Origin of the sequence: Streptomyces sp. NPDC049541 (assembly GCF_044465725.1) — a bacterium.
Lineage (GTDB): Bacteria > Actinomycetota > Actinomycetes > Streptomycetales > Streptomycetaceae > Streptomyces.
On sequence record NZ_JBITLY010000006.1, the window covers coordinates 404,486 to 424,190 of the forward strand.

Annotated in this window: 17 protein-coding genes; 5 read left to right on the forward strand and 12 right to left on the reverse strand. The window is 71.1% G+C overall.

Features of this window, described 5'->3' with window-relative positions; translation table 11 throughout:
* Positions 1-35: 35 nt before the first annotated feature.
* Positions 36-704, forward strand: coding sequence for a pyridoxamine 5'-phosphate oxidase (pdxH, locus tag ACIBW9_RS24345; protein WP_398958307.1), 669 nt, complete (start codon positions 36-38; stop codon positions 702-704).
* Here pdxH and ACIBW9_RS24350 read toward each other — a convergent pair.
* The 8 genes from ACIBW9_RS24350 to ACIBW9_RS24385 form a co-directional block, all read right to left on the reverse strand.
* Positions 694-1,317 (reverse strand): TetR/AcrR family transcriptional regulator, encoded by a 624-nt coding sequence (locus tag ACIBW9_RS24350; protein WP_398958308.1) that lies wholly within the window; start codon positions 1,315-1,317, stop codon positions 694-696. The genes pdxH and ACIBW9_RS24350 overlap by 11 nt on opposite strands.
* A complete protein-coding gene (locus tag ACIBW9_RS24355; RefSeq protein ID WP_398958311.1) occupies positions 1,305-2,039 on the reverse strand; it encodes an enoyl-CoA hydratase family protein in 735 nt (244 codons plus the stop codon). Before ACIBW9_RS24355 ends, ACIBW9_RS24350 begins: the two co-directional genes overlap by 13 nt.
* The gene (locus ACIBW9_RS24360; protein ID WP_398958312.1) at positions 2,036-3,613 is read right to left on the reverse strand and encodes a 4-coumarate--CoA ligase family protein; all 1,578 of its coding nucleotides are present in this window, start codon (positions 3,611-3,613) and stop codon (positions 2,036-2,038) included. Before ACIBW9_RS24360 ends, ACIBW9_RS24355 begins: the two co-directional genes overlap by 4 nt.
* A 43-nt stretch (positions 3,614-3,656) precedes the next feature.
* Entirely contained in the window at positions 3,657-4,793 is a 1,137-nt protein-coding gene (locus ACIBW9_RS24365; RefSeq protein ID WP_398958314.1) for an acyl-CoA dehydrogenase family protein, read from the reverse strand.
* An 84-nt stretch (positions 4,794-4,877) separates the two neighbouring features.
* Positions 4,878-6,728, reverse strand: a complete 1,851-nt coding sequence (locus ACIBW9_RS24370; protein WP_398958316.1) for a biotin carboxylase N-terminal domain-containing protein — start codon at positions 6,726-6,728, stop codon at positions 4,878-4,880.
* 5 nt (positions 6,729-6,733) lie between these two features.
* Positions 6,734-8,332, reverse strand: a complete 1,599-nt coding sequence (locus tag ACIBW9_RS24375) for an acyl-CoA carboxylase subunit beta (protein WP_398958318.1) — start codon at positions 8,330-8,332, stop codon at positions 6,734-6,736.
* Positions 8,329-10,020 carry an acyclic terpene utilization AtuA family protein gene (locus tag ACIBW9_RS24380; RefSeq protein ID WP_398958320.1) on the reverse strand — a complete coding sequence of 564 codons (1,692 nt, stop codon included), beginning with the start codon at positions 10,018-10,020 and terminating at the stop codon, positions 8,329-8,331. The genes ACIBW9_RS24375 and ACIBW9_RS24380 overlap by 4 nt, the downstream gene beginning before the upstream one ends.
* The gene (locus ACIBW9_RS24385; protein WP_398958322.1) at positions 10,017-10,814 is read right to left on the reverse strand and encodes a TIGR03084 family metal-binding protein; all 798 of its coding nucleotides are present in this window, start codon (positions 10,812-10,814) and stop codon (positions 10,017-10,019) included. The genes ACIBW9_RS24380 and ACIBW9_RS24385 overlap by 4 nt, the downstream gene beginning before the upstream one ends.
* Positions 10,815-10,918: 104 nt before the next feature.
* Between ACIBW9_RS24385 and ACIBW9_RS24390 the strand changes: the two genes are divergently transcribed.
* The 4 genes from ACIBW9_RS24390 to ACIBW9_RS24405 are packed head-to-tail and all read left to right on the forward strand — an operon-like array spanning position 10,919 to position 13,179.
* Positions 10,919-11,779: a helix-turn-helix domain-containing protein gene (locus ACIBW9_RS24390; RefSeq protein WP_398958324.1), complete on the forward strand. Its 861-nt coding sequence runs from the start codon at positions 10,919-10,921 to the stop codon at positions 11,777-11,779.
* Positions 11,780-11,813: 34 nt separating this feature from the next.
* Positions 11,814-11,945 (forward strand): DUF397 domain-containing protein, encoded by a 132-nt coding sequence (locus ACIBW9_RS24395; protein WP_398958326.1) that lies wholly within the window; start codon positions 11,814-11,816, stop codon positions 11,943-11,945.
* A gap of 47 nt (positions 11,946-11,992) precedes the next feature.
* Positions 11,993-12,391, forward strand: coding sequence for a DUF6234 family protein (locus ACIBW9_RS24400; protein ID WP_398958328.1), 399 nt, complete (start codon positions 11,993-11,995; stop codon positions 12,389-12,391).
* A gap of 44 nt (positions 12,392-12,435) precedes the next feature.
* On the forward strand, positions 12,436-13,179 hold the full coding sequence (locus tag ACIBW9_RS24405) for a class I SAM-dependent DNA methyltransferase (protein ID WP_398958330.1): 744 nt from the start codon (positions 12,436-12,438) through the stop codon (positions 13,177-13,179).
* 19 nt (positions 13,180-13,198) lie between these two features.
* On the opposite strand, the gene ACIBW9_RS24410 is transcribed toward ACIBW9_RS24405, so the two are convergent.
* The 4 genes from ACIBW9_RS24410 to ACIBW9_RS24425 form a co-directional block, all read right to left on the reverse strand.
* Positions 13,199-14,122 (reverse strand): EamA family transporter, encoded by a 924-nt coding sequence (locus ACIBW9_RS24410; protein WP_398958331.1) that lies wholly within the window; start codon positions 14,120-14,122, stop codon positions 13,199-13,201.
* 130 nt (positions 14,123-14,252) lie between these two features.
* On the reverse strand, positions 14,253-16,241 hold the full coding sequence (locus ACIBW9_RS24415; RefSeq protein ID WP_398958333.1) for an ABC transporter ATP-binding protein: 1,989 nt from the start codon (positions 16,239-16,241) through the stop codon (positions 14,253-14,255).
* A gap of 94 nt (positions 16,242-16,335) precedes the next feature.
* On the reverse strand, positions 16,336-16,470 hold the full coding sequence (locus tag ACIBW9_RS24420; protein ID WP_275778600.1) for a hypothetical protein: 135 nt from the start codon (positions 16,468-16,470) through the stop codon (positions 16,336-16,338).
* Positions 16,471-16,737: 267 nt separating this feature from the next.
* Positions 16,738-19,644 (reverse strand): FAD-binding and (Fe-S)-binding domain-containing protein, encoded by a 2,907-nt coding sequence (locus ACIBW9_RS24425; protein WP_398958336.1) that lies wholly within the window; start codon positions 19,642-19,644, stop codon positions 16,738-16,740.
* Between the last annotated feature and the right edge of the window lie 61 nt (positions 19,645-19,705).

Genomic DNA, 19,705 nt, shown 5'->3' on the forward strand with positions numbered 1-19,705 from the left:
GCGAACGGCACCTGCGCATACGGCAGGATGATCGGGTGACCGACCGAGACGCCGTCCCCCTTGATCCCGCCTCGATGCGCAAGCAGTACCGGGCCGAGGGCCTCGCCGAGTCCGATCTGGCCGCCACCCCGGTGGCGCAGTTCGCGCGCTGGTTCCAGCAGGCCGCGACTCAGGCCCACCTCTTCGAGCCGAACGCCATGGTGGTCTCCACGGCGAACGCCGAAGGCCGTCCCAGCTCCCGCACAGTGCTGCTGAAGCACTTCGACGAGCAGGGTTTCGTCTTCTACACCAACTACGACTCCCGCAAGGCGCGAGACCTCGCCGAGAACCCGTACGTCTCGCTGCTCTTTCCCTGGCATCCGATGGCCCGCCAGGTCATCGTCACGGGCGTCGCGCGCCGCACCGGCCGTGACGAGACCGCCGCCTACTTCCGCACCCGTCCGCACGGCTCGCAGCTCGGCGCCTGGGCCAGCGCCCAGTCGAGCGTGATCTCCACCCGCGCCGACCTGGACGCCTCGTACGCCGAACTGGCCGCCCGCTACCCGGAGGGCGAGCAGGTGCCGGTGCCCCCGAACTGGGGTGGTTTCCGGGTCGCCCCGCAGGCGGTGGAGTTCTGGCAGGGCCGCGAGAACCGGCTGCACGACCGGTTGCGGTATGTGGCGGAGGCGGACGGGGGGTGGCGGGTGGAGCGGCTCAGTCCCTGAGTTCCCGGTCCAGGACGGCCGCCCACTGCGCCACGACCCGCTCCCGGCGTCCGGTGTCGTCCGTGAGGAGGTTGGCGAGGCCTAGGCCGCGGGCCATGTCCAGGAGGCCCTGGACGGTTTCGCGGACGCCGGGGCGGGATTCGTCGGCGGCGAGGAGGTCGACGGCGATGCGGTGGGTCTCGCGGCCGACGTGGGCTTCGAGTTCCGTCACGCGGGGGCGGAGCTGGTCCTCGTTGGAGGCGGCGACCCACAGTTGCAGTGCCGCCCGGAAGAGGGGGCCGGTGTAGAGGTCGACGAGGGCTGAGACGACCGCCCGGCGGTCTCCGGCCGCGCCCTGCGGGAACAGGGCGCGCAGCGCCGTCGAGCGTTCCTCGGCGACGTATTCGACGGCTGCCGTGAAGAGGTCCTCGCGGGTGGGGAAGTGGTGCTGGGCGGCGCCGCGGGAGACGCCGGCGCGTTCGGCGACGACGGAGACCGTGGAGCCTGCCCAGCCGTGTTCGGCGAGGCAGGCCACGGCGGCTTCCAGGAGGCGCTGCCGGGTGGCTCGGCTGCGGTCCTGTTTGGGTACGCGGTCGGCGCGTTCGACGCCGTTGTCGGTGGTCACAGCACCCATGTGGGATCCCGTCGTTCCAGGAAGGCCGTCATCCCCTCGCGGGCCTGCGGGGAGGCGAACAGCCGGGCCGAGAGCGCGGTGAGGTCGGCCGCGTCCCGGTCGAATGTTTCGAGCACCTTAGCCGTGAGCAGCGCTTTCGTCTCGGCCAGGCCCTGCGGGGCGGCACGGCGCAGTCCGTCGAGGATGGGTTCCAGTACGGCGTCCACGTCGTCGCCGGTGGCGGTCAGCAGGCCGATGCGGGCCGCCTCGGGGGCCTCGAAGCGCTCGCCGGTGAGGTAGTAGCGGGCGAGGGCTCGGGGGTCGGTGCGGGGCAGCAGCGGCAGGGAGATGACCGCGGGGGCCACTCCGATGCGTACCTCGGTGAAGGCGAAGGTGGACTGTGTCGAGGCGGCGGTGATGTCGCAGGCGGCCAGCAGGCCGAGGCCGCCTGCGCGCACGTGGCCGGTGACGCGGGCCAGGACCGGTTTGCGCAGTTCGACGATCTGCCGCAGCAGCCCGACGAGTGCGTCCGGGGCCGGCGGGTCGCGGAGGTCGGCGCCGGCACAGAACGTGTTGCCGGTGTGGGTGAGGACGATCGCGCGGACGTCGGTGTCCTTGGCGCCGTCCGTCAGGGCGTCGGTCAGCTCGCCCACGAGTGCGGCGGAGAGTGCGTTGCGGTTGGCCGGGGAGTCGAGGCTGAGGGTCTCGATGCCACGCGCGCGTGTGCGTCCGATCAACGTCATGTGCGCTCCTGGAGTGCCCGGAGTTCGCGGCGGAGGATCTTGCCGGAGGCGGCCCGCGGGATGCCGTCGATGAAGGTGACCCGGCGGACGCGTTTGTAGGGGGCGACGCGTTCGGCGACGTACATCATGACCTCTGTTTCGGAGAGGTCGGTGGCGGTGGGGCGGCGGACGACGTAGGCGTGCGGGACTTCGTTGTTGTCGTCGTTGTAGACGCCGATGACGGCCGCGTCGGTGACGCCCGGGTGGGTGAGGAGGAGGGCTTCGAGTTCGGCGGGGGCCACCTGGAAGCCCTTGTACTTGATGAGTTCCTTGACGCGGTCGACGACGAACAGCCAGCCGTCGGTGTCGACGTGGCCGACGTCTCCGGTGTGCAGCCAGCCGTCCGGGTCGATCATTGCGGCGGTGGCGTCGGGGCGGCCGAGGTAGCCCTTCATGATCTGGGGGCCGCGGATGAGGATCTCGCCGGACTCGCCGGCGCCGAGGTCCTTGTCGGGGTCGTCGAGAGAGACGATGCGCATCTCGGTGCCCGCGATGAGTTTGCCGACGGTGCCGGGGGGCGCCTGGTGCATGGCGTCGAGGGGAACGACGTGGGTGCCGGGCGACAGCTCCGTCATGCCGTAGGCCTGGCCGACGGGTGGCAGGCCGAGCCGCTGGGAGCAGGCGGCGGCGAGCTGGGCGTCCAGGGGGGCGGCGGCGCTGATGACGTGCTTCAGGGACGAGAGGTCGTACTGGGCGACCAGGGGGTGTTTGGCGAGGGCCAGGACGATGGGCGGGGCCACGAACAGGCTGGTGATGCGGTGGTTCTGGATGGCCGCGAGGAAGGTCTCGAGTTCGAAGCGCGGGAGGACGACGACCGTGGCGCCCTGCCTGAGGGGTGCGTTCATGAGGGCCGTCAGGCCGTAGATGTGGAAGAAGGGCAGGACGGCGAGGATGCGTTCGCCGGGGCCGGACGGCATCACGGGTTCGAGCTGGGCGAGGTTGGTGGCGATCTGGCGGTGGGTGAGCATGACGCCCTTGGGGATGCCGGTGGTGCCGGAGGAGTACGGCAGTGCGGCGACGTCCTCCGCCGGGTCGATGGCGACCTCCGGCTCGGGCGCGGCGGAGGCCAGCATGTCGATCAGCGACCGGTGTCCGGGCGCGCTGTCGCAGACGAAGATCTCCTCGACGCCGCCGGCGAGTTCGGCGGCCCTGCGTGCCGTTTCCAGCAGGGGTGACACGGTGACGATCCAGCGGGCCGCCGAGTCCTTCAGCTGTTTCGCGAACTCCTCGGCGGTGGCCAGGGGGTGCACGGTGGTGACGGTGGCACCCGAGCGCGTGGCCGCGTAGAAGGCGGTCGGGAAGGCGACGGTGTTGGGGCTGTGCAGGGCGAGCACATCACCCTTGCGTACGCCGGCCTCGGCGAGCGCGGCCGCGATGCGCCGGTGGAAGCGGTCCAGTTGCTCGTACGAGAGGGTGGTGCCGTCGGTGCCGTCGATGAGGGCGGGCGCGTCACCGTACTCGGCGGCCCGGCCCAGCACCGCTTCGTGGATGGGGAGCTCTACGGGCGGGACGTCTGCGTACTCGCTGCGGAACACGGTTCCTCCAAGGCGGCCACGGCGGTCCGTTACGACTGGCGGTCTAGTACGACTTGGGAAGGCCCAGAGTCTGGTGGGAGACGTAGTTGAGAATCATCTCCCGGCTCACCGGAGCAATACGAGCCACGCGTGCGGCCGTTATCAACGAGGCGAGTCCGAATTCGCGGGTGAGGCCGTTTCCGCCGAGGGTGTGCACGGCCTGGTCGACGGCTCTGACGCAGGCCTCTCCGGCCGCGTATTTCGCCATGTTGGCGGCCTCACCTGCGCCGACGTCGTCTCCGGCGTCGTACAGGTAGGCCGCTTTCTGCATCATCAGGCGGGCGAGTTCGAGGGCGATGTGCGCCTGGGCGAGGGGGTGGGCGATGGCCTGGTGGGCGCCGATGGGGGTTTTCCAGACGGTGCGGTCGCGGGCGTAGGTGATCGCCTGCGCGAGGGCGTAGCGGCCCATGCCGATGGCGAAGGCGGCGGTCATGATGCGTTCGGGGTTGAGGCCCGCGAAGAGCTGGAGCAGGCCCGCGTCCTCGTCACCGACGAGGGCGTCCGCCGGGAGGCGTACGTCGTCCAGGGCCAGCTCGAACTGCTTCTCCGCGGCTTGGAGTTCCATGTCGATCTGGCGGCGGGTGAAGCCGGGGGCGTCCCGCGGGACGATGAACAGGCAGGGTTTGAGGGTGCCGGTGCGGGCGTCCTCGGTGCGGCCGACAATCAGGGTGGCGTCCGCGATGTCGACGCCGGAGATGAAGACCTTGCGGCCGGTGAGGAGCCAGTCGCCGCTGTCCGGATCGCGGCGGGCCGTGGTGGTGATGCGGTGGCTGTTGGAGCCGGCGTCGGGTTCGGTGATGCCGAAGGCCATGGTTCGGGTGCCGTCGGCGAGGCCCGGGAGCCATGTGCGCTTCTGGTCCTCGGTGCCGAAGCGGGCGATCACTGTGCCGCAGATCGCCGGGGACACGACCATCATGAGGAGGGGACAGCCTGCGGCTCCCAACTCCTCCAGGACGATGGAGAGTTCGGCTATACCGCCGCCTCCGCCGCCGTGTGCCTCCGGCAGGTTGACGCCTAGGTAGCCGAGCTTTGCCGCCTCTGACCAGAGGGCTTCTCGGTCGAAGTCGCGGCCGTGGCGTTTGCCTAGGGCGGCGACCGCTGAGCGGAGGGCTTTTTGTTCTTCGGATTCGATGTGGGCCATCTCGGCTCCTTCGGGGTGCGGGTTGGTTGTGGCTGGTCGCGCTCACGCGGCGGTAGCCGCATGTCGATGCAGTCCCGCGCCCCTCTAGGTCGGCTCCACTACCGCCAGCAATTCACCGACCGTCACCTGTTGGCCAGGTACCACCTGCAGAGCCGTCAGCGTGCCCGTGACCGGGGCTGTGATCTTGTGCTGCATCTTCATCGCCTCCAGCCACAGCAACGGCTCCCCGGCCTTTACGGCGGCTCCTGTCGTCAAGCCCTCGGCGACCTTGACGACCGTTCCCGGCATCGGTGCCAGCAGGGAGCCGGGGGCGTGCTGGGTCGTCGGGTCGGGGAAGCGGGGTAGGGCGGTCAGGTGGGTGGTGTTCACGTACACCTCGTCGCCGTACCGTGCCACCTCGGACTTGCGCTGGACGCCGTCCACTTCGAGTACGACGAGACGCGCGTCCGCGTGTACGACCCGTACCCCGTCCGCCTCCAGGCCCGCCCGCGTGTGGCGGTAGTGGACCTCGTGTTCCTCGCCCGCCATGGCGTACCGCTTGGTCTGCGACTGGGAGGGGAGGTTGCGGAAGCCGCCGAAGCGGGAGGGGTGGGAGCGGGCGTCGGCGAGAGCGGCTGCCAAGGGGGCGTACGGGTCCGGGGTCGGGGTGGTCAGTTCGGGGAGGTGGTGGTCGTAGAAGGCCGTGTCCATGGCGGCCGAGGTGAACTGCTGGTGGCGCAGGGAGCGGACCAGGAGGTCGCGGTTGGTGGTGGGGCCGTGGATCGTGGTGCGCTCCAGGGCTCCGGCCAGTCGGCGGACGGCCTCCGCGCGGGTGGGGGCGTGGGCGACGGCCTTGGCGAGCATGGGGTCGTAGTGGACGCCGATGGCGTCTCCGTCGCCGTAGCCGGTGTCCAGGCGGATGCCTTCGGGGGCGGTCAGGCGGTGCAGGGTGCCGGTCTGGGGGGTCCAGTCGTTCGCCGGGTCCTCGGCGTAGAGGCGGGCCTCGATCGCGTGGCCACGCGCGCGTGGGGGGTCGTTCTCCAGGCGGTGGCCTTCGGCGACGCGGATCTGCTGGGCCACCAGGTCGATGCCGAAGACGGCCTCCGTGACGGGGTGTTCGACCTGGAGGCGGGTGTTCATCTCCAGGAAGTGCGCGCGGCCGTCGGCGACCAGGAACTCGACGGTGCCCGCGCCCTCGTAGGCGACGGCGCGCACGGCCCGTGTCGACAGCGCGTACATGTCCTCGACGAGGCTGTCCGGGAGGCCGGGTGCCGGGGCCTCCTCGATGACCTTCTGGTGGCGGCGCTGGAGGGAGCAGTCGCGGGTGCCCAGGGTCCAGATCGTGCCGTGGGTGTCGGCGAGTACCTGGACCTCCACGTGGCGGCCGTGCTCCAGGTACGGCTCGACGAAGACCTCGCCGTCGCCGAAGGCGCTCGCGGCCTCGGCCCGTGCGCCCTCCAGGGCGGCGTCGAGGTCCTCCAGGCGGCGCACAACGCGCATCCCGCGCCCTCCGCCGCCCGCGGCCGCCTTCACCAGGACGGGCAGGTCGGCCTCGGTGATCCGATCCCGGTCCAGGGATGGGATCCCCATCAGTTCCTTGGCACGCGTCTTGGACGCCATCGCCTCGATCGCTTCGGGGGGCGGGCCGATCCACACCAGTCCGGCGTCGATGACGGCGCGGGCGAAGTCGGCGTTCTCGGAGAGGAAGCCGTAGCCGGGGTGGACGGCGTCCGCGCCGGAGGCGACGGCCGCCTTCACGATCAGGTCGCCGCGCAGGTACGTGTCCGCGGGTGCCGCGCCGGGCAGCCGTACGGCCGCGTCGGCCACGCGCGCGTGGAGGGCGTTCTCGTCGGCGTCGGAGTGCACCGCGACCGTCCGGATTCCCAACTCACGGCAGGTGCGGAAGATACGGCAGGCGATCTCGCCGCGGTTCGCCACCAGGACAGACGTAATCATGAGCCTCACATCCGGAAGACGCCGAAGCCGCCGCGCGCACCCTCGTACGGCGCGGTGTGGATGGCGGACAGGCACAGGCCCAGGACCGTGCGGGTGTCGCGGGGGTCGATGACGCCGTCGTCATAGAGCCGCCCGGACAGGAACATCGGCAGCGACTCGGACTCGATCTGCTGTTCCACCATGGCGCGCAGGGCGGCGTCGCCGTCCTCGTCGTACGGCCGGCCCTTCGCGGCCGCCGACTGCCGGGCGACGATGGACAGCACGCCGGCGAGCTGCTGCGGGCCCATCACGGCCGACTTGGCGCTGGGCCAGGCGACCAGGAACCGGGGGTCGTAGGCGCGGCCGCACATGCCGTAGTGACCGGCACCGTAGGAGGCGCCCATCAGGACCGACAGATGGGGCACCTTCGAATTGGAGACCGCGTTGATCATCATCGCGCCGTGCTTGATGATGCCGCGCTGCTCGTACTCCTTGCCGACCATGTACCCGGTGGTGTTGTGCAGGAAGAGGAGCGGGATGTCGCGCTGGTTGGCCAGCTGGATGAACTGGGCGGCCTTCTGGGACTCCTCGCTGAAGAGGACCCCCTGGGCGTTCGCCAGCACGCCCACGGGATAGCCGTGGAGCGTGGCCCAGCCGGTCGTCAGGCTCGTCCCGTACAGCGGTTTGAACTCGTCGAAGTCGGAGGCGTCGACGATCCGGGCGATGACCTCGCGCGGGTCGAAAGGGGTCTTCAGGTCCTCCGGGACGATGCCCAGCAGCTCGTCCTCGTCGTACTTGGGTGGCTCGGCCGGCCCCGGATCGTCGTACGCCTTGCGGTGGTTGAGGCGGGCGACCACCCTGCGGGCCTGGCGCAGGGCGTCCGGTTCGTCCACGGCGAAGTAGTCGGCGAGACCCGACACGCGCGCGTGCATCTCGGCGCCGCCGAGCGACTCGTCGTCGCTCTCCTCGCCGGTCGCCATCTTGACCAGGGGCGGGCCGCCGAGGAAGACCTTCGCGCGTTCCTTGACCATGATCACGTGGTCGGACATGCCGGGGATGTACGCGCCTCCGGCGGTCGAGTTCCCGAAGACGACGGCGACGGTCGGGATGCCGGCCGCCGACAGCCTTGTCAGGTCCCGGAAGATGGCGCCCCCGGGGATGAAGATCTCCTTCTGGGAGGGCAGATCGGCGCCGCCCGACTCCACCAGGCTGATGCAGGGGAGGCGGTTGGCGAGCGCGATGTCATTCGCCCGCAGGGCCTTCTTCAGCGACCAGGGGTTGCTCGCGCCGCCGCGCACGGTCGGGTCATTGGCGGTGATCAGACACTCCACCCCCTCCACCACGCCGATGCCGGTGACGAGCGAGGCGCCCACCGCGTACTCGCTGCCCCAGGCGGCGAGCGGGGACAGCTCCAGGAAGGGTGTGTCCGGGTCGAGGAGCAGTTCGATGCGCTCGCGGGCGAGCAGCTTGCCGCGCCTGCGGTGCCGTTCGACGTACTTCTCGCCGCCGCCCGCGAGGGCCTTGGCGTGCTCGGCGTCGAGATCGGCGAGCTTGGCGAGCATGGCCTCGCGGGCCGCCCGGTAGTCCGGTCCGCTGGTGTCCAGGGTGGTCGGCAGAACGGTCACAGGAGGGCCTCCGGGATGTCCAGGTGGCGGGAGCGCAGCCATTCGCCGAGGGCCTTGGCCTGCGGGTCGAACCGGTGCTGGGCGGCGACGCCCGCGCCGAGGATGCCCTCGACGACGAAGTTGAGGGCGCGCAGGTTCGGCAGGACGTGCCGGGTGACGGGCAGCTCACGGCTCTCCGGGAGCAGCTCGCGGAAACGGTCCGCCGTCAGCTCGTGGACCAGCCACCGCCACGCCTCGTCCGTCCGCACCCACACGCCCACATTGGCGTTCCCGCCCTTGTCCCCGCTGCGGGCGCCGGCGACGAGGCCGAGCGGGGCGCGCCGGGTGGGCCCGTCCGGGAGTGGTTCGGGCAACTCGGGGCTCGTGAGGTTGTCGAGTACGAGGGTGTCGTGTGCCGGGGCTATAGGAATGCGGCGCCCGTCGTAGAGGACCGCTACATGGTCGACGGCGCCACGGGGGACATACACATCCTCGAAGACCCCATAAGGCGCGCCCTTTCCGGGTGGCGCCAGCACATGGAAACCGGGGTAGCTGGCCAGTGCCAGCTCTACGGCGGCTCCGCTCAGCGCTCGCCCGACGAGCCGCTCGTCCGGGTCCCGCACCACGAGCCGGAGCAGCGCGCTCGCCGTCTCCTCGGTCGGGGCGTCGGGGCGGTCGGTGCGGACGAGGTCCCAGCTGGCCTCACGCGGCCGGGACTTGACCTCATCGAAGGCGGCCTCCATCTGTTCCCGCACGAGGGCGGCCTTGGCTTCGATGTCGAGGCCGGTGAGGACGAAGACGACCTCGTTGCGGAAGCCGCCGAGGCGGTTGAGGCCGATCTTGAAGGTGGGCGACGGGGCCTCACCGCACACGCCTTCGACGCGGACGCGGTCGGGGCCGTCCTGGGTGAGGCGGACGGTGTCCAGGCGGGCCGTCACGTCCGGTCCCGCATACCGGGCGCCGGCCGTCTCGTACAGCAGCTGCGCGGTGACCGTGCCGACGTCGACGAAACCGCCGGTGCCGGCGTGTTTGGTGATGACGCAGCTGCCGTCCTCGTGGATCTCGGCGAGGGGGAAGCCGGGGCGCCGGAGGTCACCCGCGCGGTCACGGAAAAAGGCGTAGTTCCCGCCGGTGGCCTGCGCCCCGCACTCCAGCACATGCCCGGCGACCACGGCCCCCGCGAGCCGGTCGTAGTCCCCTGGCCCCCACCCGAAGTGCGCGGCCGCGGGACCGGTGACCAGCGCCGCGTCCGTCACCCGCCCGGTGACGACCACGTCCGCGCCCTCCCGGAGGCAGGCCGCGATACCGAAGCCGCCGAGGTAGGCGTGGGCGGCGAGGCTGTCCGGGTAGGCGGCCTTGAGGTCATCGCCTTCGACATGCGCCACGCGAACGGGGATGCCGAGCCGGTTGGCCAACCGCCGTACGGCGTCGGCGAGTCCGGCGGGGTTGAGACCACCGGCATTCGTGACGATCTTGACGGAGCGTTCGTGAGCTAGGCCGAGGCACTCCTCCAGCTGGCGCAGGAAGGTGCGGGCGTATCCGGCCGCGGGGTCCTTCAGGCGGTCGCGGCCCAGGATCAGCATGGTCAGCTCGGCCAGATAGTCGCCGGTCAGCACGTCCAGCTCACCGCCGGTGAGCATCTCGCGCATGGCGTCGAAACGGTCGCCGTAGAAGCCGGAGGCGTTGCCGATGCACAGGGTCGCCGTCATGCGGTGCCGCCGCCCTTCGGCGGGCGTCCGTCACCCGGTGGGCCCGCGAAGGCCTGGGCGATGTCCAGCCAGCGGTCGGCCTCGGAGCCCTCTGCGTGCAGGGCGAGGTCGGTGCGGTGGGCGCGCTGGGTGACCAGGCGGCAGAAGTCGAGGGCGGGGCCGGTGACGCGGTCGTCGGCGTCCTCAGGCCCGTACACCCACAACTCGCCGTTCGGGGCGGTCAGTTCGACCCGGAACTCCTCGAACGGCGGGGTCAGCCCGTGCACGCCGAACGCGAAGTCGCGGGTGCGGACACCGAGGCGGACGATGTGCCGGAGCCGGTCGGTGGGGGTGCGGGCCACACCCAGCGCGTCTGCCACGTCCCCGCCGTGCGCCCAGGTCTCCATGAGGCGGGCGGTGGCCATGGAGGCGGTGGACATGGGCGGGCCGTACCAGGGGAAGCGGGCTCCCTCGGGTGCGGCCCGGAGTGCGTCCGCCAGGGCCTTGCGCCCGGCCCGCCAGTCCGCGAGCAACTGCTCGGGCGGCTTCTTTGCCCCCTCCTCCGCGCCGTTGTCCACGAAGTTCCCGGGCGCGGCCAGCGCCTTCTCGACCTCGCGGGCGAAGGCGTCCTGGTCGGTCACGGCCAGCACCGAGGAGTGGTCGGTCCAGGCGAGGTGCGCGATCTGGTGGGCGACGGTCCAGCCGGGCGCCGGGGTCGCGAGCGCCCACTGCTCCGGGCTCAACTCGGCCACGAGCAGGTCGAGTTCCTCGCTCTCCGCGCAGAGATCGTCGATCACGGGCGTCGGGTCAGCCATGGGGCGAGCATGGCAGGGGGCCCAGAAACAAGCAAGCATGCTTGCATTAATTTGTTTTCCACAGGTCCGGAACCTGTTCGCAGTCAACTGGCTACCCTCAGTGAATGGAGGTGATCGCCGTGCATATCCGCGAACTTGATCCCAGTGCGTCGCCGCTGGACTACTACGGCTTCGAACTACGGCGTGCCCGGGAGGCAGCGGGGCTGACCCAACAGGCACTCGGTTCGATCGTGTTCTGTACGGGGTCGCTGATCGGCCAGGTCGAGACGACACTGAGGGTGCCGACGCGGGAGTTCTCCGAGCGGGTGGACGCGGCGCTGGGGACGGACGGGACGTTCTCGCGGTTGGTGGGGCTGGTTCTGCGCAACCAGTTGCCGAGTTGGTTTCAGCCGTATGCGGAGATGGAGGCGCGGGCGGCATACATCTCCGCGTTCCAGGCCCAGGTGGTCTACGGCCTGCTGCAGACCCCCGCGTACGCGCGAGCGCTCCTCGGGGTCCGCGAGGACGGCGACCTCGACGCCAAGGTGGCGGCGAGGATGGATCGGCAGCGCATCCTGGACCGGGACGAACCGCCGATGATGTGGGTGGTGTTGAGCGAGGCGGTGCTGCATCAGGAAGTCGGTGGCCGGGAGGTCATGCGGGAGCAACTGGCGCATCTGCTGACCATGCAGGAGCGAAAGTGGCTGGACATACAGGTGCTGCCGTTCGGGGCGGGCGCGCACACCGGGTTGATGGGCTCGTTCAACCTCCTGCGCTTCGCGAACGACCCGGACATCGTGTACACGGAGGACTTCATCCAGGGGCACATGACGGCCAACACGGACGCTTTCAAGGAAGGTTCAGCCCGTTACGATCATCTTCAGGCCGCGGCCCTCTCGGTCGAGGACTCGGCAGCGCTGATCGCCGGTGTACGGGAGGAACGGTATGCAGAACCATCAGGACCTGACCGGAGCGCGGTGGCGTAAGTCGTCGTACAGCGGCGACACGGGAGGTGACTGCGTGGAAGTAGCACCTCTGGCCGCATGCATAGCCGTCCGCGACTCCAAGAACCCCCCGGCAGGGATCCTCACCCTCAGCCCCGCCGCATTCTCCGCCTTCGTCCGAGGCACCGCCCAGAACCCCCGCGCCTGAGTACGGGTGCTCATGCGTGTCGTCGCCCGGCGCAGCACGCTGCACGCATGACCGACACCCTCGTACGCTCGGCACGCCGGCGCCCCTGGTCGCGCAGAACGCGGCTGGGCGTGGACCTCGCCCTCGCGATCCCGCTGTTCCTGCTGGAGGCCGGGTGGCTCGTGCTGGACTGGATATACGGCTACGGGCTGGAGGTATGGGCGGCGCAGGGCGACCAGGCGCAGATCGACGCGGCTGCCCTCGCGCACATGGAGCGGTTGCGGGAACTGCTGATCGCCGTACTCGTCCTGGCGGTCGTCGCGGGCGTCTGCCGTGCACGCTGGACCGTGGTCGCACACTTGCTGGTGGCCCTGCTGGCCGGCGCAGCGCTGACGGCCGCACAGCGGGAGTGGAACCACGACCACTCCCCGCCGCCCGGTTGCGTCCGCTACAGCGCCGACTGCTGAAAATCGAGGCGCGCCGCCCACCCCCCGGGCAGTACGGTCCTCCGGTGATCGATGAGGACGGTTACTTCTTGGAATCCGTGGCGGCGGGGTACGACGAGTCGGCGGCGGAGATGTTCGCGGCGGAGACGCTGGATCCGGTGGTCGAGCTGCTGGCGGAGCTTGCCGGGAGCGGGCGGGCGCTGGAACTCGGCGTCGGGACGGGACGAGTCGCGCTGCCGCTCGCGCGAAGAGGCGTCGAGGTGCACGGCATCGACATGTCCCGGGCGATGGTCGAGCGGATGCGGGCCAAGCCCGGGGGTGACACGATCGGCGTGACGATCGGGGACTTCGCCACGGCCAAGGTGGAGGGCCGGTTCTCGCTGGCGTACCTCGTCTTCAACACGATCATGAATCTGACCTCGCAGGATGCTCAGGTCGACTGCTTCCGCAATGTCGCCGAGCATCTGGAGCCCGGCGGCCGATTCGTCGTCGAGGTGGGCGTCCCCGATCTGCGCCGGCTGCCGCCCGGGCAGAACGCCGTACCGTTCCGGGTGGAGGACGGACGGCTCGGATTCGATCTGTACGACGTCGCCACCCAGTCGATGAGCTCGCACCACGTGCGGATCGACGGCGAGGGACACGGCTCGTATCTCGCCGTCTCCTTCCGCTACGTCTGGCCCTCGGAGCTCGACCTCATGGCCCGGCTGGCCGGCTTGCGGCTGTGCGACCGGTGGGACGGCTGGACCCGTGAACCCTTCACGAGCGACAGCCGGCAGCACGTGTCGGTCTGGGAGAAGCCCGGCGGCTGACCGCCTCCGGCACAGGCCGTCAGGCCTCCGGCACCGGAGCCTTCCCCCGCCCCACCTGCGTCCGCACCGCCCCCATGCTCGCCCCGATGACCAGGGCGATCGCGGCGGCCTGCCAGGCGGAGAGGGACTGGCCGAGGACGAGGAAGCCGGCGGTCGCGGCGAGGGCCGGTTCCAGGCTCATCATGATCGCGAAGGTGGACGCCGGGAGGCGGCGCAGGGCCAGGAGTTCCAGGGTGTACGGCAGCACCGAGGACATGATGGCCACCGCGGAGCCCAGCGCGATCGTCGTCGGGTCAGTGAGCTTCGCGCCGGATTCGGCGATCCCCAGCGGGAGCATGAGCAGCGCCCCGATCGCCATGGCCAACGCCAGCCCGTCCGCCTGCGGGAACCGTCGGCCCGTACGCGCGCTGAACACGATGTACGCGGCCCACATGGCGCCCGCGCCCAGGGCGAAGGCGACGCCGACCGGGTCGAGGCCGTCGAAGCCTCCGCCGCCGAGCAGGAAGACGCCGGTGAGGGCGAGCCCGGCCCAGACGACGTTGATCGCGCGGCGCGAGGCCAGGACCGACAGGGCGAGCGGGCCGAGGACCTCCAGGGTGACCGCCGGGCCGAGCGGGATGCGGTCGACCGCCTGGTAGAAGAGGCCGTTCATCGCGCCCAGGGTGATACCGAAGACGATCACCGTTCCCCAGTCGGTACGCGAGTGGCCGCGCAGCTTGGGGCGGCAGACCAGCAGCAGGACGGCGGCCGCGGCGAGGAGCCGGAGGGTGACCACGCCGAGCGCGCCCGCTCGCGGCATCAGGTTCACCGCCAGCGCGGCGCCGAACTGCACGGACACCCCGCCGGACAGGACCAGGCCGACCGGGCCGAGGGAGCCTCGGCGGTGCGGGCCCGTCGGGGTGCGCACCGCTGACGGTGAGGTGGTGGTGCTGGGGCTGGTCACGGGCGGTCCAGGTGCTCGGCTCGGGGTTCACGATTCGTTCATCGCGATGCACTGCCAGGTCCAGGGTAGTGGACTCGGTCAGGCGTGTGAACCCGTTTTGCAGCTGTCCTGAATGGTGGACACGGCAGCCTCAGACACCCGGCCAGGGCTCCTCCTGCTGCGGTACGTACTGGTCGTAGGCGTACGACGGCGCCTGCCACGCCTCGTACGTCCCGTACCCGTGGTACCCCTCGTGCCCCTGATGCCCGTACCCGGGCTCGACAACGGCCGCCGGCGCCTCGGTGAACCCCTCCGCGAACAGCGGCATCCGCAGCTCCCCCGTATCGGTCACCGCGTTGTTCTGCGAACGGTGCAGCCGGGCGTACGCGCCGCCCCGCGCGAGCAGTTCCTCGTGCCGGCCGCTCTCCACGATGCGGCCGCGGTCGACGACCAGGATGCGGTCGGCGTCGGGGGCGAGGTTGAGGTCGTGGGTGATCATGATGGTCGTACGACCGGCCATCAGGCGGCGCAGCGGCTTCACGACCCGGCGCGCGGCCATGGCGTCGAGGCCTGTGGTCGGTTCGTCGAGGACCAGTACGGGGGCATCGCGCAGGATGGCGCGGGCGATCGCGAGGCGCTGGAGCTGACCGCCGGACAGCCGGGCCGAGTTGGGGTCGACCTTGGTGTCGTAGCCCTCGGGGAGCCCCATGACGAACTCGTGCGCGTCGGCCGCCCGTGCCGCCGCCTCGATCGCCTGGTCGCTCGCGCCGGGGCGGCCGCAGGCGATGTTCGCGCGGACGGTGTCGTGCAGGACGAGGGTCTCCTGCGGGAGCAGAGTGACGTATTCACGCAGGCGGGCCAGCGGGAAGTCGCGCAGCGGGACGCCGTCGAGGAGGAGGTCGCCGGCATCGGGGTCGTAGAAGCGCAGCAGCAGTTTGGAGACCGTCGACTTGCCGGCGCCGCTCGGGCCGGTGACGATCACCAGCTCGCCGGGGCTGACGGTGAACGACAGGTCCCGGAGGGCGACGGTGTCGGCCCCCGGGTAGCTGAAGGTGACGCCCCGGACCTCGACCGCGCCGTCGGGGCGGCCGGTCTCGGTGCCGCGGCGCGGGTCGGTGACCGATGGCTCGACGTCCAGGATCTCGATCAGCCGTTCCGCTCCCGCCGTGGCGGCCGTGACGGTGAGGCCCAGCTGCGCCAGGCCCCGCACCGGTGGGTAGAGATAGCCGAGGAAGGCCGCGAAGGCGAGGAGCTGGCCGAGGGTCATCCGGCCGGTGGAGATCTCCCAGGCGCCGATGCCGATCACGGCGAGCACGCACACCGTCTCGATGACCTGGACGAGCTGCTCGTAGGCCTCGTTGAGGCGGGTGGAGCGGACGGAGGCGCGGAACCAGGCGCTCGCCTCCTCGTGCAGTCGGCGGCGCTCGGCGTCCCGGCGGTCGTAGGCCTGGGTCAGCACGATGTTGCCGAGCGACTCCTCGACCACGGAGGTGATCGCGCCGTCCGCGACCCGGCCCTCCCGCGACACGTCCTTGATGGAACCCGAGAAACGCCGGGCCGCGAGCCAGAACAGCGGGGCCAGGACGAAGGTGGCGGCCGCCAGGTCCCAGCGCAGCCAGAAGGCGGCGACCGCGTAGAAGAGGGCGGAGAAGACGGCGGAGGCGGCGCCGACGAGCCCGGAGACGACCATCGTCTCGATCGCCTCGACGTCACTGGTCAGCCGGGACAGCAGATCGCCCTGTCGGTGGCGCTGGAAGAAGTGCGGGGGCAACTGCTGCACGTGGTCGAAGACATGCTCGCGCAGTCTCATCACGAACCGTTCGGTGGCCCAGGCGGCGACGGAGTTTCCGGCGTACGCGACGACCGCGCCGACGACGGCCACGCCCAGCCATTTCGCGGCGGGCGCCCAGAACGCGGCCAGCGACCCTTTCTGCAGGGCGTTGTCCGTGAGGTCACTGAAGACCAGGACGGCCTCGGTCTCGGCGAGCGCGGCGAGCACCGTGCACACCCAGACGGCGAGCAGCCATTTCCTGAGCCCCTTGGTCAGCGGCCAGAAGCGGCGAAAGGCGGTGCGGGCCGGAATGGTGGGGGTATCACCCTCGTATTCGAGATCCCCGCCCCCGCCCTCTTCCCTATCCATGTCACACACCCTCCGCAATTCTTGAATTCAACGACCCTTGAATTCCGCGAAAAACGAGGACCGACGGCATGCCGTCGGTCCTCTCACAGCTCACTCAGTTGTCGTCGCCGGGGATCGGCTTCGGCACCGGCGGCTTGGGGTGCTTCTTCTTGGGCTTCGGCGGGGGCGGCGGGGGGAGCTGCTTGTTCTTGGGCTTCGGGGGCAGCGGCGCGAGCTTCTTGAGGCTCATTCCAACTCCTGATGGTTTCGCAGTTCAGTGACTTCGGGAATTCCGCGTCCGGCTCCCGACATCGATGAACCTACACGCCCGACAGTTCAAGAAACGGCAAAGTCGACCGGGTAACGGCAAACAGGGGCTGTGAATACCTGGGTGAATCCTGGGTGAGCCCCGCCGAACCTGAGAGTTCTCTTATGAACCTGAGAGCCGGCTTATGAGTCTGAGAGCCGGCTATGAATCCTGTGAGGACCCTTTGAGAAGTCCCCCCGCCGGCCCTCCTCAAGTCCCCCCGCCGACGCCCTCCTCAAGTCCCTCCGCCAGTACCTCCGCCAGGTGCCGCCCCCGCACCCCCGCGAGCTGTTCCAGCTGTGTCCGGCACGAGAAGCCGTCCGCCAGGACCACCGCGCCCTCGGGGGCCTGTCGCACCGCCGGCAGCAACTGGTCCTCAGCGCATGCCTCCGACACCTCGTAATGCCCCTTCTCGAAGCCGAAGTTGCCCGCGAGGCCGCAGCAGCCGCCGGTCAACTCGCCCGTCAGCCCGGCCGCCGCACGCAGCCGCCGGTCCGCCGCGTCGCCGAGCACCGCGTGCTGGTGGCAGTGGGTCTGCCCGGTGACCGGGCGGTCGAGGGCGGGCGGCACCCAGTCGGGGGCGTACCGCTCCAGCGCCTCCGCGAAGGTCAGGACCGAGGCGGCGAGGCGGGCGGCGCGCGGATCGTCGTGCAGCAGCTCCGGCAGGTCCGTGCGCAGGGCCGCGGCGCAGCTGGGTTCCAGGACGACGAGGGGCGCGAAGGTCTCGGCCACCTCGGGGGAGCCCAGGACGTCGAGCTGGTCGAGGGTGCGGCGCAACACCTCGCGGGCGCGGTCGAGCTGGCCGGTCGAGAGGTACGTCAGCCCGCAGCAGACGGGGTGGCGGCGGGTCTTCCTGAAGTGCCGGGTCTCCTTGAAGTGCGGGGGCAGCTCGGGCAGCGGGACCGGTGTCAGTCCGGCCGCCTCCAGGACCCGCACGGCCGCCTTCCCCACCTCCGGCGAGAGGTGTTCAGTGAAAGTGTCCGGCCACAGCAGCACAGGCCTGCCGAACGGCACCTCGTACTCCAGCCCCAGCTCGCGGATCATCTGCCGCTCCCGCGCTCTGGCCCGGCGCCCGAACCAGCGGCTGAACGTCTCCGGCGCCACCCGCGGAATCCCCCGCTCGGGCGCGATCCCGCCCACCCGCTTGGCAAGAGCCGCCAACGGGCCCACCGAGGCGAGGAAGTTGACCAGCCGGGCGGTGCGGGTGCGGTCCACCAGCCGCAGCCACACCGGCAGCCGTCCCATGCTGTAGTGCGCGGCGGGGCGGCGGCGCCCGGCGTAGTGGTGGTGCAGGAACTCCGCCTTGTAGGTGGCCATGTCGACCTCGACCGGGCAGTCGGAGCGGCACCCCTTGCAGGACAGGCACAGGTCGAGCGCGTCCCGCACCTCCGTCGACCGCCAGCCGTCGGTGACGACCTCGCCGGCCAGCATCTCGTGCAGCAGCCGGGCACGCCCGCGCGTGGAGTGCTCCTCCTCGCCGGTCGCCCGAAAGGACGGGCACATGACGGACGCGCCGGACGCGGAGGTCGTACGGCACTTGGCGACGCCCACGCAGCGCCGCACGGCCGCGGAGAAGTCGCCGCCGTCCGCCGGGTACCCGAAGGCCACGTCGACCGGCTTCCGGGGCAGGACCGAGAAGCGGAGGTTCGTGTCGAGCGGTGCCGGGCGGACCAGCATGCCGGGGTTGAGGAGGTCGTCGGGGTCCCAGAGGCCCTTCACCCGCTCGAAGACGGCGACCAGGTCCTCGCCGTACATCCTCGGAAGCAGTTCCGCCCGCGCCTGCCCGTCCCCGTGCTCCCCGGACAGCGATCCGCCGTGCGCCACGACCAGGTCGGCGAGCTCCTCCGAGAAGCGCCGGAACCGGCCGACACCCGTCTCGCTCAGCAGGTCGAAGTCGATACGGACGTGGATGCAGCCGTCCCCGAAGTGCCCGTACGGGGTGCCGCGCAGCCCGTGGGAGGTCAGCAGCCGCCTGAAGTCCCGCAGATAGGCGCCGAGCCGCGCGGGCTGCACCGCGCAGTCCTCCCACCCGGGCCAGGCCTCGCTCCCGTCCGGCATCCGGGTCGCCGTACCACTGGCGTCCTCCCGGATCCGCCACAGCGCCCGCTGCCCGCCCGGATCGGTGACGACGAGCGAGTCGACGACGTCGGCGGCCCGCACGACCGCCTCCGCACGCGCGCGTGCCTCCGCCTGCGTCTCCCCGCCGGTCTCCACGAACAGCCAGGCCCCGCCCCGCGGCAGCCCCGCCGTGGACGGCACCAGATCGGCGGCCATCCCCTCCACGGTCAGCGGCCCGTACGGCAGCAGCCCGGCCGCGGCCTCGGCGGCACCGCTCTCGTCGGCGTACGCCAGCACGGCTAGCGCACGCGCGCGTGGCGCCTCCACGAGCCGTACGACGGCCTCCGTCAGCACCCCCAGCGTGCCCTCGCTGCCGCAGAAGGAACGGGCGACATCGGCCCCCTTCTCCGGCAGCAACGCGTCCACCGCGTACCCGGAGATACGGCGAGGCAGCTCCGGAAACCCGGTCCGCAGCCGCGCCAACTCCCCCTCGACCAGTCCCCGCAGCCCGTCCGGCGCCCCGGCCCACCCCTGCCCGAGCCGCAACCGCTCCCCGCGCCCGGTGACCACGTCCAGCTCCCGCACGCTGTCCGCGGTGGTCCCCCATGCCACCGAGTGCGAGCCGCACGAGTTGTTCCCGATCATCCCGCCCAGCGTGCACCGACTGTGCGTCGACGGATCGGGCCCGAACCGGAGCCCGTACGGCGCGGCGGCCTCCTGCAGCCGGTCCAGGACGAGCCCCGGCTGGACGACGGCGGTACGGGCCTCGGGGTCCAGCGACACGATCCGGTTCATATGGCGGGTGAAGTCCAGCACGACACCGGTTCCGGTGGCCTGCCCGGCGATGGAGGTGCCACCCCCGCGCGGCACGACGGGCACGCCGTGCGCCCGGCAGACCTCCAGCACGGCGGCCACGTCGTCGGCGTCCCTCGGGGCGACCACCCCCAGCGGGACCCGCCGGTAGTTCGACGCGTCCATCGTGACCAGCGCCCGGGCGGCAGCGTCAAACCGCACCTCACCCCGGACAACCTCGCGCAAACGTGCCTCGAGATCCACCATGGGGCCAGCCAATCAGCCAGCGCCGGCACCAACCAGCCCGTCCGGCGTTTGAGGACGAGGC

Excerpts from the sequence above, each read along its gene's own strand:
- ACIBW9_RS24415 (WP_398958333.1), bottom strand. The coding sequence starts at position 16,241 with ATGGATAGGGAAGAGGGCGGGGGCGGGGATCTCGAATACGAGGGTGAT.
- ACIBW9_RS24400 (WP_398958328.1), top strand. The coding sequence starts at position 11,993 with ATGACCGACACCCTCGTACGCTCGGCACGCCGGCGCCCCTGGTCGCGC.
- ACIBW9_RS24420 (WP_275778600.1), bottom strand. The coding sequence starts at position 16,470 with ATGAGCCTCAAGAAGCTCGCGCCGCTGCCCCCGAAGCCCAAGAACAAG.
- ACIBW9_RS24350 (WP_398958308.1), bottom strand. The coding sequence starts at position 1,317 with ATGGGTGCTGTGACCACCGACAACGGCGTCGAACGCGCCGACCGCGTA.
- ACIBW9_RS24380 (WP_398958320.1), bottom strand. The coding sequence starts at position 10,020 with ATGACGGCGACCCTGTGCATCGGCAACGCCTCCGGCTTCTACGGCGAC.
- ACIBW9_RS24365 (WP_398958314.1), bottom strand. The coding sequence starts at position 4,793 with ATGGCCCACATCGAATCCGAAGAACAAAAAGCCCTCCGCTCAGCGGTC.
- ACIBW9_RS24355 (WP_398958311.1), bottom strand. The coding sequence starts at position 2,039 with ATGACGTTGATCGGACGCACACGCGCGCGTGGCATCGAGACCCTCAGC.
- ACIBW9_RS24425 (WP_398958336.1), bottom strand. The coding sequence starts at position 19,644 with ATGGTGGATCTCGAGGCACGTTTGCGCGAGGTTGTCCGGGGTGAGGTG.
- ACIBW9_RS24390 (WP_398958324.1), top strand. The coding sequence starts at position 10,919 with ATGGAGGTGATCGCCGTGCATATCCGCGAACTTGATCCCAGTGCGTCG.
- ACIBW9_RS24385 (WP_398958322.1), bottom strand. The coding sequence starts at position 10,814 with ATGGCTGACCCGACGCCCGTGATCGACGATCTCTGCGCGGAGAGCGAG.
- ACIBW9_RS24370 (WP_398958316.1), bottom strand. The coding sequence starts at position 6,728 with ATGATTACGTCTGTCCTGGTGGCGAACCGCGGCGAGATCGCCTGCCGT.